Origin of the sequence: Gilliamella sp. B2838, assembly GCF_026536185.1 — a bacterium.
Taxonomy (GTDB): domain Bacteria; phylum Pseudomonadota; class Gammaproteobacteria; order Enterobacterales; family Orbaceae; genus Gilliamella.
The window spans coordinates 1-14083 of the sequence record NZ_JAFNOO010000006.1; the positions used below are offsets into that span (position 1 = coordinate 1).

Annotated in this window: 16 protein-coding genes and 1 tRNA gene; 10 read left to right on the forward strand and 7 right to left on the reverse strand. The window is 34.1% G+C overall.

Going from position 1 to position 14083, the window contains the following annotated elements:
- From J3U63_RS07670 to secG, 5 genes are all read right to left on the reverse strand, one after another.
- Positions 1 to 85, reverse strand: an 85-nt coding sequence (locus J3U63_RS07670; RefSeq protein WP_072075904.1) for a transposase, incomplete at its 3' end; no start/stop codon positions are given.
- 103 nt (positions 86 to 188) lie between these two features.
- Positions 189 to 413, reverse strand: a complete 225-nt coding sequence (locus J3U63_RS07675; RefSeq protein ID WP_267331145.1) for a hypothetical protein — start codon at positions 411 to 413, stop codon at positions 189 to 191.
- Between the two features lie 709 nt (positions 414 to 1122).
- Positions 1123 to 2373 carry an integrase domain-containing protein gene (locus tag J3U63_RS07680; RefSeq protein WP_267331146.1) on the reverse strand — a complete coding sequence of 417 codons (1251 nt, stop codon included), beginning with the start codon at positions 2371 to 2373 and terminating at the stop codon, positions 1123 to 1125.
- A 187-nt stretch (positions 2374 to 2560) separates the two neighbouring features.
- Positions 2561 to 2646, reverse strand: a tRNA-Leu gene (locus J3U63_RS07685).
- Positions 2647 to 2653: 7 nt separating this feature from the next.
- Complete coding sequence (gene secG / locus J3U63_RS07690) at positions 2654 to 3025, reverse strand: preprotein translocase subunit SecG (protein ID WP_267333583.1); 372 nt, start codon at positions 3023 to 3025, stop codon at positions 2654 to 2656.
- A 384-nt stretch (positions 3026 to 3409) separates the two neighbouring features.
- On the opposite strand from secG, the gene thiI reads away from it, so the two are divergent.
- The 4 genes from thiI (at position 3410) to trmL (ending at position 7619) form a co-directional block, all read left to right on the forward strand.
- Positions 3410 to 4864 carry a tRNA uracil 4-sulfurtransferase ThiI gene (thiI, locus tag J3U63_RS07695; RefSeq protein WP_267333582.1) on the forward strand — a complete coding sequence of 485 codons (1455 nt, stop codon included), beginning with the start codon at positions 3410 to 3412 and terminating at the stop codon, positions 4862 to 4864.
- Positions 4865 to 4986: 122 nt separating this feature from the next.
- On the forward strand, positions 4987 to 5706 hold the full coding sequence (locus J3U63_RS07700) for a response regulator (protein ID WP_267333581.1): 720 nt from the start codon (positions 4987 to 4989) through the stop codon (positions 5704 to 5706).
- A gap of 35 nt (positions 5707 to 5741) precedes the next feature.
- On the forward strand, positions 5742 to 7121 hold the full coding sequence (cpxA, locus tag J3U63_RS07705; RefSeq protein ID WP_267333650.1) for an envelope stress sensor histidine kinase CpxA: 1380 nt from the start codon (positions 5742 to 5744) through the stop codon (positions 7119 to 7121).
- Between the two features lie 12 nt (positions 7122 to 7133).
- Positions 7134 to 7619, forward strand: coding sequence for a tRNA (uridine(34)/cytosine(34)/5-carboxymethylaminomethyluridine(34)-2'-O)-methyltransferase TrmL (gene trmL, locus J3U63_RS07710; protein WP_065633916.1), 486 nt, complete (start codon positions 7134 to 7136; stop codon positions 7617 to 7619).
- A 138-nt stretch (positions 7620 to 7757) separates the two neighbouring features.
- On the opposite strand, the gene efp is transcribed toward trmL, so the two are convergent.
- Complete coding sequence (efp, locus tag J3U63_RS07715; RefSeq protein WP_065633915.1) at positions 7758 to 8324, reverse strand: elongation factor P; 567 nt, start codon at positions 8322 to 8324, stop codon at positions 7758 to 7760.
- Between the two features lie 33 nt (positions 8325 to 8357).
- Here efp and epmB point away from each other — a divergent pair, with 33 nt between their 5' ends.
- The 6 genes from epmB (at position 8358) to nudC (ending at position 13017) form a co-directional block, all read left to right on the forward strand.
- On the forward strand, positions 8358 to 9383 hold the full coding sequence (gene epmB, locus J3U63_RS07720; protein WP_267371181.1) for an EF-P beta-lysylation protein EpmB: 1026 nt from the start codon (positions 8358 to 8360) through the stop codon (positions 9381 to 9383).
- A 343-nt stretch (positions 9384 to 9726) separates the two neighbouring features.
- Entirely contained in the window at positions 9727 to 9867 is a 141-nt protein-coding gene (gene rpmH, locus J3U63_RS07725; protein WP_025314679.1) for a 50S ribosomal protein L34, read from the forward strand.
- 11 nt (positions 9868 to 9878) lie between these two features.
- Positions 9879 to 10235, forward strand: a complete 357-nt coding sequence (gene rnpA / locus J3U63_RS07730) for a ribonuclease P protein component (protein WP_267333579.1) — start codon at positions 9879 to 9881, stop codon at positions 10233 to 10235.
- Positions 10202 to 10525, forward strand: a complete 324-nt coding sequence (gene yidD / locus J3U63_RS07735; RefSeq protein ID WP_323849495.1) for a membrane protein insertion efficiency factor YidD — start codon at positions 10202 to 10204, stop codon at positions 10523 to 10525. The genes rnpA and yidD overlap by 34 nt, the downstream gene beginning before the upstream one ends.
- Complete coding sequence (gene yidC, locus J3U63_RS07740; protein WP_267333578.1) at positions 10525 to 12153, forward strand: membrane protein insertase YidC; 1629 nt, start codon at positions 10525 to 10527, stop codon at positions 12151 to 12153. The genes yidD and yidC overlap by 1 nt, the downstream gene beginning before the upstream one ends.
- Positions 12154 to 12213: 60 nt before the next feature.
- Complete coding sequence (nudC, locus tag J3U63_RS07745) at positions 12214 to 13017, forward strand: NAD(+) diphosphatase (protein WP_267347576.1); 804 nt, start codon at positions 12214 to 12216, stop codon at positions 13015 to 13017.
- Between the two features lie 33 nt (positions 13018 to 13050).
- On the opposite strand, the gene J3U63_RS07750 is transcribed toward nudC, so the two are convergent.
- Entirely contained in the window at positions 13051 to 14016 is a 966-nt protein-coding gene (locus J3U63_RS07750) for a hypothetical protein (RefSeq protein ID WP_267333576.1), read from the reverse strand.
- Positions 14017 to 14083 lie beyond the last annotated feature (67 nt).

Genomic DNA, 14083 nt, shown 5'->3' on the forward strand with positions numbered 1-14083 from the left:
CCAACGTTAAGCTGTTGAGTCGTTTTAAGTGTAATTCGGGGCAGAATTGGTAAAGAGAGTCGTGTAAAATATCGAGTTCGCACATCTTGTTGTCTGATTATTGATTTTTCGCGAAACCATTTGATCATATGACAAGATGTGTATCCACCTTAACTTAATGATTTTTACCAAAATCATTAGGGGATTCATCAGGGCTGAGTATTATCTAAACGTTTTAACCACATCTGATAATCTGGTGGTGTTGGGCACCATGCTTCTTGCTCTGCTTTGCTATAAATATCGGTATCAATAGCATGAATAGTCGAATGAAATAAATCGCATATTTCAGTTGCATAGGTTGGTGAGTATGATTTTACTTCGATTTTAGATACAGAATCCCGTTTAGATTCTGTTGTATAACTTCGACTGTCCATTATCATGGTTCTCCTCATTTTTATGATGTTATTTTACCACCTTATTTGGTGTCTGGAATTATTAAACCATTACAAAGAAACCTTTATACCTAGAGGGGAGGGTACAAAGTTCATAACGAAGCATCCTAAAAAACACCCGTTCCCATTTATACGCACAACCGCGAATTGAAATAATTTTTTTGATTACTATTACTAAATGGGTAACCATAAATATCTATGTTTGAGTAACTCAAGCCAATGCAATAAATCTGCTAGCTTTTTAGCAGATTACAAATTTAATACTGTATGGTGGAAATCACCATTCAGCTACTTAATGATCAAGTGAAATATTAACATATTGATTATTAAAAATTTCAATATTTGAATTGTCCGTAATATTAATATAAATCATATTGTTATATATGTGATCTAAAAGATATAGATGTATGTATAGTAATGAATACTTATGAACACTTAAAAAATAAGTATACATGATATAATATATTAATATATATAAAGTTTTTTGTGTTTATGTATAGTATGTATAGTTATCTGATAAATTCCAAATTAATGGGGGGTAATTAAATAAGTAAAGTATAGGGATGTATTTCCCCATTGGGTAGGATTTATTAATGCATGATAATAAGTTGTGCGTAACTCAAACCTAAGTAACAGGTTTTATCAATGGCGAGAGCGTAACCCAAATATTGGTTACGGTATCTAGATAGAGTTAATGATTAACAAGTTTTAAATTGCGGTTACCTGACAATGAGACATTCCCTTTACTGGCTTGCTCGACAAAGTCGCCCCACCAGTCAAGCATAATACGCTTTTGTTGCTCATACTCTGCCTTGTTGTAGGCTCTTCTCACTGCGTTTTTATCAACGTGCGATAATGCGCTTTCAATGACATCATAATTAAAGCCTTGCTCGTTTAAAGCGGTACTAGCTAAAGCTCTTAATCCATGTGCAACTAACTTATCTTTGTATCCCATGCGCTTTATTGCCATATTAGCGGTTTGGCTACTCATTGGTTTGTTATAGGGAGGTCTAGCAGTAGGAAATACAAACTCACTTTTATGATTAATAGTTTTCATTATCTCAAGGATAGCTAATGCCTGTGATGATAAAGGTATATTGTGTGGTCTATCCATCTTCATGCGTTCGGCAGGAATACTCCATAATTTTCTATCAAAGTTTATTTCGTCCCACTTAGCCCCTACGGCTTCACTTGGTCGCGTTAAAGTTAGCAATTGCCATTCAATAACGCATCGAGTTTGTAGTTCAATATTTGCCATAGCCAGTGCTTGCATAAATTCGGGTAATTCAGTAGGGGGGATAGTTGGCTGATTTTTAACTTTTGGGCTATTAAAAACATCGGTAATTCTAGCGAGAGGGTTATTATCGATAATTCCCATATTGACAGCATAATACATTATTTCATTAATTCGCCGACAAACTCGCTTAACTGTTTCGTATTTATTGTTGTTATTTAATGGCTGTAGTGCATTAATTGCTTTAATAGCTGTTACTTGGTTAATGGGAATGTCTTTTATATATGGGAAAACATGATTCTCTAATGAGCGCCAAGCTTTTTTTAAGGTTTGTTCTTCTAATCCTTGTTCGGTTTTGAATTTAAACCATTTTTGAGCCATAGCATAAAAAGTATTATTGCTAGCTTCTTGTTGTAGTTGCTCTTGTTCTGCCTTATGTTCTTGAGGATCTATACCTTGTTTAATTAATTCGCGTGCTTCGTCCCGTTGTTTTCGCGCTTGTTGTAGCGAAACTTCTGGATAACTTCCGAAGCTTACAGTAGTCCTATTATTAGTTATAGGGCGGTAATATCTGAACTGCCATATTTTTGCCCCCGTTGACTTAATAAGTAAAAGCAAACCATTTCCATCATAAATAGGATAATCTTTACTTTGTGGCTTGGCATTCTTTATTTGTGTATCAGTCATTGGGGTTACTTTTTTAGGCATACTTTTCTCTTATGGGACTATGAAATTATTTTAATATGTTTGCGTAGTCCTTAATATAGTCCTAAAAATTCTGGCTGTAAATGTATCTTACTGGTGCTTAATGAATAACAAAATAGGCTTTAATCCTTGTATTTGTTAGTTTTGATGTGTTTTAAAGGATTTAAAAGAATGTTAATGAATATTGAATTGGTGCCGTGGGCGGGACTTGAACCCGCATGCCCTTAGAGCACTACCCCCTCAAGATAGCGTGTCTACCAATTTCACCACCACGGCGCCGTTTTTATTCTGGAATATCTGATGTTGGATTTTTATTCTCAGATTGAATAACAGGATCTACTGTCGGTGCTTGACCTGTAGTTTGTTGCGTGGTTACAGGAGCATTATCTTCAATATTATTGAACTCACCACTAGAAGTGATATGGCTGCGACTACCCAAATTAGATAAAATAATACTTAGTATAAAAAATAAAACACCGAGTAACGTTGTTGTGCGAGTTAAAAAATTACCGCTTCCAGATGAGCCAAACAACGTTGCAGATGCACCAGCACCAAAAGACGAACCCATATCGGCGCCTTTTCCTCGCTGGATTAAAACTAAAACGATGATCGCAACTGCGATAATCAAATAACTGATAATCAAAAGTTCGTACATTTCAACCTGTCAATTTTTATGTGTTATACAACAGAATTTAATTTTGCGAAATATTAGCGAAAGACTCGCCAACAAGCAAGTAAAATTTAAGTTATTGTTGGTATAATTTAAGATTTAAGTGTTTAAATCGATGACTACTAATATTTTTTAGCGTTGGTATTAAAATTAATAAAAATCTTTTTTTACTAAAAATTTAAATTAATCTTCATATTTTTTATATAATCAATATAGTAAACAGTTTTCAAAACAATTTTATATTATGGCTAAGTCTAATTTAATGATATTGCCGACCCGTTTAGATTGATATCGCGATATTCGGTTGTGTGTTTTTTGTGAAAATCAGTATAATAGACGCCATTTTTATTTATAGTCCATGCTCGTTTTATGAAATTTATTGTTAAGCTTTTCCCTGAAATTACCATCAAAAGTGATTCTGTACGTTTACGTTTTATTAAAATATTAACCAGTAATATTCGCAATATTCTCAAAAATCATATTAAAGAAGTGGCGGTTATTCGTCACTGGGATTATATTGAAGTTCGCCCAAAAATTGTCGATAGTGAAAATCAAATTTTAGAATATCTAATGCGTATTCCTGGTATTCATCATATCTTAGCCGTTGAAGAGCTCACTTATGTTGACGTCCATGACATCTACGAAAAAGCATTAAATTACTATGCTCCTCTTATTGAAAACAAAACGTTTTGTGTTCGAGTTAAACGTCGAGGAAAACATGATTTTACTTCAATTGATGTAGAGCGTTATGTTGGTGGCGGATTAAATCAACATGTTGCCTCAGCCAAAGTTAAATTAACTCGACCTGATATCACGGTGAACCTTGAAATTGATAAAGATAAATTATTATTAGTTAAAGGCAGATACTGTGGAATAGGTGGCTTTCCAACTGGAACTCAAGAAGATGTCTTATCACTTATTTCAGGAGGATTTGATTCAGGTGTTTCCAGTTATATGTTAATTAGGCGTGGCTGTAGAGTGCATTATTGCTTTTTCAATCTAGGGGGAAAAACTCACGAAATTGGGGTTAAACAGATGGCTCACTATTTATGGGAACGGTTTGGTTCATCTCATAAAGTTCGCTTTATTGCCATTGATTTTTCTAACGTTGTGGGTGAGATTCTAGAAAAAATTGATGATGGTCAAATGGGCGTTATCTTAAAAAGGATGATGATTCGTGCTGCAGCAAAAATAGCTCAGCGTTATAACGTTGAAGCGCTTGTTACCGGCGAGGCGTTAGGGCAAGTATCAAGCCAAACATTAACAAACTTACGTTTAATTGATAATGTTAGCGATAGATTAATTTTAAGACCATTGATAACCCATGATAAAGAAACAATTATTAACTTAGCACGGCAAATTGGCACAGAAGATATTGCTAAAACCATGCCCGAATTCTGTGGCGTAATTTCAAAAAGCCCAACAGTAAAAGCCGTGAAAGAGAAAATTGAAGCAGAAGAGCTAAATTTCGATTTTTCAATACTTGATAAGGCCGTCGAACAAGCTGAAAATATTGATATTCGAGAAATAGCTAAGCAATCAGATACTTCAATTGAGCAAGTTGAGACCGTTTCTACCTTGCACAATAATCATGTTGTTATTGATATTCGTTCATCTGAAGAGCAAGAAGACAATCCTTTACAGTTAGCCGATGTTGAAATTAAGTTAATTCCTTTTTATAAATTGGCAACGCAATTCGGTGATTTGGATCAAAATAAACAATATTTGCTTTATTGTGCAAGGGGTGTCATGAGCAAATTACAAGCACTGTATTTAATTGAACAAGGTTTTCATAATGTAAAGGTGTTAAATTATGCAAATTAACAATTATTTACCATATTATTAACCAGACTATCATTTTTTGCATATATAATAATTGAGTGAAAATACAAATTTTATATTTAATCCAAAAAATAAATGCGATAAATGAATAAAAGAGGATTGTAATGAGTAAATTGCTTGTAGTTGATGATGATCCAGAAATCGCCTCATTATTATGCGAACTACTAGAATTAGAAGGTTTTCAAGTTGAAACAGCAAATAATGGTAAAGAAGCTTTAGAAAAGTTTGATTCAACTTTTGATCTGATTCTACTTGATATAATGATGCCAGAACTGAATGGTCTTAATGTGTTATCCCAACTTAGAAGCAAGTGTACTGTTCCAGTTATATTTTTAACAGCAAAAGACGATGAAATGGATAAAATTATTGGTCTTGAACTGGGTGCTGATGATTATATTTTAAAGCCGTTTAACGATCGGGAACTCATTGCAAGAATAAATGCATTATTGCGAAGAACGCGCTGGGATAATATTGTAAATGATGATAGTAATTTACCTTTACAATATACTGTTGATAAACTTACCGTAAATCGTAAACAGCAATCAGCCTATTATGATGATCAATATATCGATTTAACGGGCACTGAGTTTCAAGTTTTACTTAAGCTCCTTGAGAATGGTGGTAAAATAATATCCCGAGATACGCTGAGCGAAACTGTGTTAGGTAAAGAGTTTATTCCACTAGCTCGTTCGATTGATGTACATGTATCTAATTTGCGTAAAAAACTTCCACCGCGTAGCGATGGATTGCCTTGGATCAAAACGCTACGTTCAAAAGGATATTTGTTTGTTATTGATAGTCATGATGATTTGTTACAAAATTGACGTAATATTTTAATTTAGGTGTTGGTGATATGTGGATTTTTGATCGTTTAACTATTCGGATTTTCACTATCTTCCTACTCACTATCGCATTTTTTTTAGCGCTGATTGTATTATTGCCGAGTTTAGATTCAAGAAATTTGACTTATTTAGCAAATAGAGAAAGAGAAACAGGTAATATACTTGCTAATCAAATTGAACAAGAATTTACTCATATCCCCAAGGATAGCTTTCGTTGGTGGATGCGTTTTATTGTTGTGATGGATAATTATCAGAAGCCTGGGCAATTTTTATTCATTCTTACGCCCAATGACCAATTTATAACTGCGGATACTAAAAATATTGATTTAGTTAAAAATTTTAGTGAAATATCACATAATATTGCAGATCCGGCTAAAAAAATTTATGACTCACAAGAAATCATTGGCCCTTTTTTGATTAACTATGCTAATGATCAATATCGATTGTATGTTTTACAACCTTCCTCGGATGCGCAGTCACAATTTGTTAATCTGATTTTTGATCATCCTCTTTTGCTATTAACTCTCATGATGTTAATAAGTTCGCCATTTTTACTATGGTTATCTTGGAGTATTGCAAAACCAGCAAGACGCTTAAAGCAAGCAGCAGACGAAGTTGCTAAAGGAAACTTGCAACAATGGCCAGAACTTGAAACGATAGGTTCTTCGGAATATAAAGCAACAGGTGCAAGTTTTAACCATATGTTAAGAGAGTTAAAACGAATGCAGGAATTACAGCAACGTTTGTTTTCTGATATTTCTCATGAATTACGTACACCATTAACTCGATTACAGCTAGCTGTTTCTTTATTACGTCGTAAACAAGGTGAAAGTAATGAAGTGAATCGAATTAATAATGAAGCGATTAAACTTGATGCAATGATTGGTGATTTATTATCTTTATCAAGGCAACAATATAAAAATAATGAAGTGCGAGAATATAAACAAATTAATCTATTATTTAAGCCAGTGTTAGAAAATGCCACTTTTGAAGCTGAACAAATTGGTAAGACTTTTTCTATTGCTAAAGCGCTTCCTGATGTGGGTATTTTATGTTATCCCATCGCATTATGTAGTGCCGTTGAAAACGTGATTCGTAATGCTTTTCGTTATTCTCATCATCAAATTATAGTCAGTTTTACTGTTCAGCAGGCTGACATCATCATTACTATTGATGATGATGGTCCAGGGGTTGCCGACAATGAGCTACAACAAATTTTTAGACCATTTTATCGAACAAGCGAGGCCCGTGATCGAGAATCGGGCGGGACTGGTTTAGGTCTATCTATTGCTTCTAATGCCATTACACGAGATAACGGCACAATTAAAGCTGAAAAAAGTCACTTAGGTGGATTAAGAATTGTGATAGTATTGCCAATTCAAAAACAAAAACACTAAAGAGATATTGTTGTGTCTAATGTTGCATTAAATATTGTTTTATTTGAGCCCGAAATTCCAGCTAATACTGGGAATATTATTCGACTTTGTGCTAATACCGGCTTCAATTTACATATTATAGAGCCTATGGGCTTTTTTTGGGATGATAAAAAATTGAGACGAGCCGGACTTGATTATCAAGAGTTTGTTGATGTTAAGCGTTATAAAAATTTGAATCATTTTTTAGATAGTAATCAAATTGATTTGCTTACTCAGATTTATGCTTTGACAACTAAAGGGCAAAAACCACATAGTGATGTGAGTTATAAACCCAATGATTTTTTAATGTTTGGGCCTGAAACACGCGGTTTGCCAGCAACTATTCTTGATGTTTTACCGCAAGATAAAAAAATTCGTATTCCGATGTTAGCGAATAGCCGTAGTATGAATCTATCTAATTCTGTTGCGGTGGTGGTTTATGAATCTTGGCGTCAGCTGAATTATATTGGTGCTAAATAATCAGTGAAAGTTTGATTAAATGTTGTAGTTAATTGAATATTTGAGATTAGTTAGTGTATTTAAAATAAAGAGGTCTTAATTAGGCCTCTTTATTCATTGATGTTACAAAAACAAGTTTTATGTTTAAGTAAATCCGTATTATTTAACACGTGAAACGTATTCGCCAGAACGTGTGTCTATTTTAAGAACTTCACCAATCTGTACAAATAGTGGTACACGTACTACTGCGCCAGTTGATAATGTTGCTGGTTTACCGCCTGTTCCTGCAGTATCACCTTTTAAACCTGGATCGGTTTCAACAACTTCGAGTTCAACAAAGTTTGGTGGTGTGACAGCGATAGGTTGACCATTCCATAAAGTTAAAATACATTCTGCTTGATCAACTAACCATTTTGCATTATCGCCTACCGCTTTAGCATCGGCAGATAGTTGTTCGAATGTTTCATTATTCATAAAATGCCAAAACTCACCATCAGTGTATAGATAAGTTAAGTTCATATCGACAACATCAGCGCCTTCAACTGATTCGCCTGATTTAAATGTTTTATCGACAGTTTTACCAGAAAGTAATTTTTTAATTTTAACGCGGTTAATTGCTTGTCCTTTACCGGGTTTATAAAACTCATTTTCAACTATTACACAAGGCTCGCCATCTTGCATTATTTTAAGACCGGCTTTAAACTCATTAGTACTATAAGATGCCATAAAAGCTCCAACTATCATTCTGAATTACAAAAAATGAGCCATATTATACAGCAAAAAGTTGAACTACCAAACAAAGATGACTGGATTTTTGATCTTACTAATGTCGTAACCGATATCCAAAAGCTTTATCGTTATCTTGATTTGGATCCTAATGCTATTTCGTTATCAATGTTACAGGCGAAAAAACAATTTCCGCTGCGTGTCCCCATGGCATTTATTCATAGAATGAAAAAAGGTGATAACGACGATCCTCTTTTATTGCAAGTGCTTTGTAGTGACAGCGAAATGTTAAAAGTTGATGGATATAGTGAAGATCCTTTACAAGAGCAAAATAATGACATTGCTGGACTCTTACACAAATATCATAATCGTGCGCTTTTAATCACTAAAACGGCATGTGCTATTAATTGTCGTTACTGTTTTAGACGACATTTTCCTTACTATGATAACCAAAGTACTAAAAAAAATGTTAGTGCAGCACTAGACTATATTGCTAATCATCCTGAACTTGACGAAATTATTCTTTCAGGCGGTGATCCATTAATGGCAAAAGATCACGAAGTGGCTAATTTAATTGATGCGTTATCGAAAATTCCCCATATCAAACGATTACGTATCCATACTCGGTTAGCTGTGGTTATTCCTTCCAGAATCACTACCACGCTTTGTCAATTGTTTATGCAAAGTCGCTTACAAATAATCGTGGTTACTCACATCAATCATCCAAATGAAATTGATGATAATGTTGCTGATGCAATCAAACAGTTAAAACAAAATAGGGTTACAGTACTTAATCAAAGTGTGTTACTAAAAAAAATTAATGATAATGCAGACATTTTAGCCGAGCTGAGTAATAAACTTTTTGATATCGGTATTTTACCTTATTACATTCATTTACTCGATAAAGTGCAAGGTGCGGCGCATTTTTTAGTTGAAGATAAACAAGCCAAAAAAATAATGAAACAATTAGCTGAAAAAGTCTCGGGTTATTTAGTACCTAAGTTAGCGCGTGAAATTGGTGGTGAAAAGAGTAAGCGCGTACTTGCTGTTGATGATTAGTGTTTTCCTATTGGTATTTGATCATGATTAAATACCTTTTAGGCTAAATGTTATTAATCCAAACCATATTGTCTATGTTATTAACAGGCTAATATTGACATAATGTATTATGTGTAAAATGGATAAGGCTTGAATGTTGTTTTACGCTATAGCAAATAGCTATCTTTTTTACCACCAACGATTGTGATAAAAATATTACGATAATGTATCATCTATGAAATTCTCTATGAAAATCTCATTGACGATATCTAAAATAGATTCTATAATTCCGACCTCTTTAATTAATGCTGTAGGGTTTAAACTCTACAACTTGTTGATAAATTAGATTTGGATATAAATCGTCATGAAACGCACATTTCAACCATCAGTATTAAAACGCAATAGAACTCACGGTTTCCGTGCTCGTATGGCAACAAAAAATGGTCGTCAAGTTCTTGCTCGCCGTCGTGCTAAAGGCCGTGTTCGTTTAACTGTTGCTAGCTGATTTAAAGTTGAGTGATTAAATTCACTTTTCCTCGGGAGTTACGTTTACTAACTCCCTTTGATTTCAATTATGTATTCCAAGAATCTGTTCGAGCGGGTTCGCCATTTCTTACTTTAGTTGCACGAAAGAATACTTTAAACCATTGTCGTTTAGGTTTTGCCATAGCTAAAAAGCAGATCAAACGATCGCATGAACGTAATCGCATTAAGCGGTTAGCGAAAGAGTATTTTCGTCACCATCAACACCAGTTTCCTAATATTGATTTTATTTTGATGGCTAAATCGCCAGCGATAGAATTAGATAATCAAAAACTTGTTGCGACGTTAGAGAAACTATGTCAACGAATTATCGAAAAACAAAGCGTATAGATAAAATTGTATTAATTATAAAACAGCACATTATTGCATGTAAAACTTTGATAGTTAACATTTTTATTTTATTTATTCGTTTTTATCAGCGTATTATAAGCCCACTATTTGGTCCTAAATGCCGCTTTACGCCAACATGTTCACAATATGCAATAATTGCACTAAGACGCTTTGGAGTGATAAAAGGTGGTTGGCTAACGGTCAAACGTGTATTAAAATGTCACCCTTTACATGAAGGAGGAGAAGATCTTGTTCCTCCAAAAACTAAAACCAATAGAGAAAAACACTAATGGGATCTCAACGTAATATTTTAGTCATTGTTTTACTTTTTGTATCTTTTTTAATTTGGCGAGCATGGGAAGATGATCATGCACCTAAACCGCCGATTACGAATCAATTAACTCAGCAGGTAAGTGAAGAAGATTCCAATACAGATTTTACATTAGGTAAGACAATTACTGTAAAATCTGATGTGCTGTCACTAACTATTAATACCTATGGTGGTGATGTGCAGGCGGCTCAATTATTAAAATATGAGCAGACTTTACATTCAGGTACGCCTTTTCAATTACTGACTTCACGACCTGATTTTATTTATATCGCTGAAAGTGGCTTAACCGGTAAAGATGGTCCAGATAATGCCTCTCAAGGTTCAAAACGTCCGATATATCAAACTGAGCAAACAGAATATGTTTTAGCTGATGGACAAGATGAATTACGTGTACCACTTACTTATCAAGTCAATGGTGTGACTTATACCAAGTACTACATCTTACATCGCGGTAATTATGCTATCGACGTTCAATACGACATTAACAACCAAAGTGGTTCACCTGTTGAAGTTTCAATGTATGGTCAATTAAAACAAACTATAAAATTACCTGACGATGCAACAACTGAAGGTGGCGGCGGCTTAGGGTTAAGTGCGTTCCGTGGTACTGCTTACTCAAGCTCTAGTACCAACTATAGCAAATACAGTTTTGATGATATTAAAGATAAAGCATTAGCGGTCGAGACTCAAACAGGTTGGGTTGCAATGTTGCAACACTACTTTGCGTCAGCTTGGGTGCCGGCTCAAGATCAAAGCAATCTTTTTTATTCACGTGCTACAGCTAAAAATTCACAAGCAACAATTGGTTTTAAAGGGCAATCGACAGTGATTCAAGCGGGTAGCTCAGAATCGATTGCAGCTAAATTATGGTTAGGTCCAGAAATTCAAAGCCAATTGAAACAAACGGCAAATCACTTAGATTTAGTTGTCGATTATGGTTGGTTATGGTTCTTATCACAACCACTATTTTATCTACTAAAATTTATTCATAGTTTTATTGGTAATTGGGGCTTTTCAATTATTGTTATCACCTTTATTGTACGTGGTATTTTATTCCCATTAACGCGTGCTCAATATCGTTCTATGGCAAAAATGAAGTTACTGCAACCTCGCTTACAAGCTTTAAAAGAGCGTTATGGTGATGATAGACAAAAAATGAGCATGGAAACCATGGCACTTTATAAGCAAGAAAAAGTGAATCCATTAGGAGGGTGTTTACCTTTAATTATCCAAATGCCGATTTTCTTGTCATTGTTCTATATGTTAGGTAATACTGTTGAACTGCGTCATGCACCGTTTGCGCTTTGGATTTATGACTTATCCGCACAAGATCCATACTATATTTTACCGTTGTTAATGGGCGGAACTATGTTCTTAATTCAAAAAATGTCACCAACACCTGTGACTGATCCATTGCAACAAAAATTAATGACTTATATGCCATTAATCTTTACAGTATTCTTCTTATGGTTCCCGTCAGGTTTAGTTTTATACTATATCGTAAGTAACTTATTTACGATTGCTCAGCAACGTATAATTTACTGGGAACTTGAGAAAAAGGGACTTCACGAAAAGAAAAAGAAATAATATTAATTGTAAGGAGGGGTAAAACCCTCCTTTTTAATTGTTATTTTTGGTGTAATTGATATGAACATTCAGCAACAATTTAAGTTAACTGGTAACGAAAGCGGTTATTGGTTTGTAAGTAAAAATGGACGACTATGGTTACCTAATGGTGAGGTACCAGTCGGTCGTGCAAACGATTTCTGTTTTAATGATTTACTTGCTCAGCCGATAGGGGAATGGCAAGGACAAACTGCATGGTTAATTTGCCAAGAAATGAGCCATTCAATGAGTTCAATCAGACCATTGCTGGGCAATAGTGATCAGACATTATTTAACATGGCGGGTCGTGCTGTACAATTATCTGAATTTTATCGTTCACATAAATTTTGTGGTTATTGTGGGCATGAAATGTATATCAGTAAAACAGAGTGGTGCTGTATGTGTGCGAATTGTAAAGAGCGCTATTACCCACAAATCTCACCCTCTATTATTGTCGCTATTCGCGATAAAAATAAAATTTTATTAGCTAAGCATGTCAGACATAACCAAGATAATTTATATACGGTATTAGCTGGTTTTACAGAAGTTGGTGAAACGATGGAAATGGCCGTTGAGCGTGAAGTATTTGAAGAATCACAAATCAAAATAAAGAATATTCGTTATGTCGGATCGCAACCTTGGCCTTTTCCTAATTCACTTATGATGGCTTATTTAGCTGATTATCAAAGTGGTGATATTACTATTGATAAAAATGAGCTTGTCGACGCTAATTGGTATCACTATACCGAGTTACCTAAAATTCCGGAATATGGCACCATAGCAAGAAGGTTGATTGAAGATACTATCGTACTTTGCCGTGAATATGACGAATTTGGTGAAAATTAATCATATTCACGTTAATATCAATAGGCATATTGTCTATTGATATTCAATTGTTCTTGTTAAGTTAATAGTTTTGGATTCTTCACCTGAAGTAACGCACACCGCTTTGGTCCAGTCGCTGTTTTCATTATAATCAGAGTAAGTACATGTTTCAGTTAATTCTACTTCCTGTTGGTTCTTATCGTTAATAATGATGTCACCATTTGATGCTAATTTAAATGTTTTGGTAATCGTTTTTTCAAGTTGATTGTTAGCGTTGTACACGATGTCTTTTTCTTGTGCTAAAACAGGAAATCTTGTTTTGTTATCAACAGGTACATAGGCATTATACAACACGAGTTCGACACGATCGTTTTCATAAACAATTTTACTATTGAAAATAACGTTATTTTCGGCGAAATGTGATAGATTTGTTTCAATCAGATGCCCTTGTTCATCAAATTCAGAACTGGCAACAATATCACCATCATTGTTTTTCATACCCAAAATATTTTTTTCTGAATCAAAAGTAATATCATATTCATTTTTGGTATTGTTCATGCCATAAATGTATTTAGCTGTATCATAATTAACTTCACCATGAAGACCTTCTAAATTGTAATTAGCTACATAACCTTGTGCATTATAGTTAATGATTTTATTACTCTTTGCTGAACTTTGGATTTTTTGTTGTTTAATCAGTTTATTATTGGGTAATAATTCTGGTTCAGTATGAAAAAGATAGCTGTTAATAATACTGAGTGTTAATTTTGGGGTAGATTGTTGTGATGGTTTGGTTATTTGTTCATCTGAGTTTACCGTTGAAGGCGCATTAGATGTCGTTACGGTATTTGTGGTATCAGCAGATGTGTTTTGATCGGTATTACTTTTGCTATTGTTGTTAGTCTCAACACTTTTATTGGTTGTTGTGTCGGTTGTTGTGCCATTTTTTTTATCATCACAGCCTATTAATAATGCGGTGCCTAATAAACAAATGGAGATATAAGTTATGTAATTTTTCATATTATTGGCTCTATTTATGTTAATATTTAAAAGATATTATTTCTTTAGTTTCAATTGTTAATATTTC

Excerpts from the sequence above, each read along its gene's own strand:
- J3U63_RS07675 (WP_267331145.1), bottom strand. The coding sequence starts at position 413 with ATGGACAGTCGAAGTTATACAACAGAATCTAAACGGGATTCTGTATCT.
- J3U63_RS07680 (WP_267331146.1), bottom strand. The coding sequence starts at position 2,373 with ATGCCTAAAAAAGTAACCCCAATGACTGATACACAAATAAAGAATGCC.
- secG (WP_267333583.1), bottom strand. The coding sequence starts at position 3,025 with ATGTACGAACTTTTGATTATCAGTTATTTGATTATCGCAGTTGCGATC.
- thiI (WP_267333582.1), top strand. The coding sequence starts at position 3,410 with ATGAAATTTATTGTTAAGCTTTTCCCTGAAATTACCATCAAAAGTGAT.
- J3U63_RS07700 (WP_267333581.1), top strand. The coding sequence starts at position 4,987 with ATGAGTAAATTGCTTGTAGTTGATGATGATCCAGAAATCGCCTCATTA.
- efp (WP_065633915.1), bottom strand. The coding sequence starts at position 8,324 with ATGGCATCTTATAGTACTAATGAGTTTAAAGCCGGTCTTAAAATAATG.
- epmB (WP_267371181.1), top strand. The coding sequence starts at position 8,358 with ATGAGCCATATTATACAGCAAAAAGTTGAACTACCAAACAAAGATGAC.
- rpmH (WP_025314679.1), top strand. The coding sequence starts at position 9,727 with ATGAAACGCACATTTCAACCATCAGTATTAAAACGCAATAGAACTCAC.
- yidD (WP_323849495.1), top strand. The coding sequence starts at position 10,202 with ATGTCAACGAATTATCGAAAAACAAAGCGTATAGATAAAATTGTATTA.
- yidC (WP_267333578.1), top strand. The coding sequence starts at position 10,525 with ATGGGATCTCAACGTAATATTTTAGTCATTGTTTTACTTTTTGTATCT.
- nudC (WP_267347576.1), top strand. The coding sequence starts at position 12,214 with ATGAACATTCAGCAACAATTTAAGTTAACTGGTAACGAAAGCGGTTAT.
- J3U63_RS07750 (WP_267333576.1), bottom strand. The coding sequence starts at position 14,016 with ATGAAAAATTACATAACTTATATCTCCATTTGTTTATTAGGCACCGCA.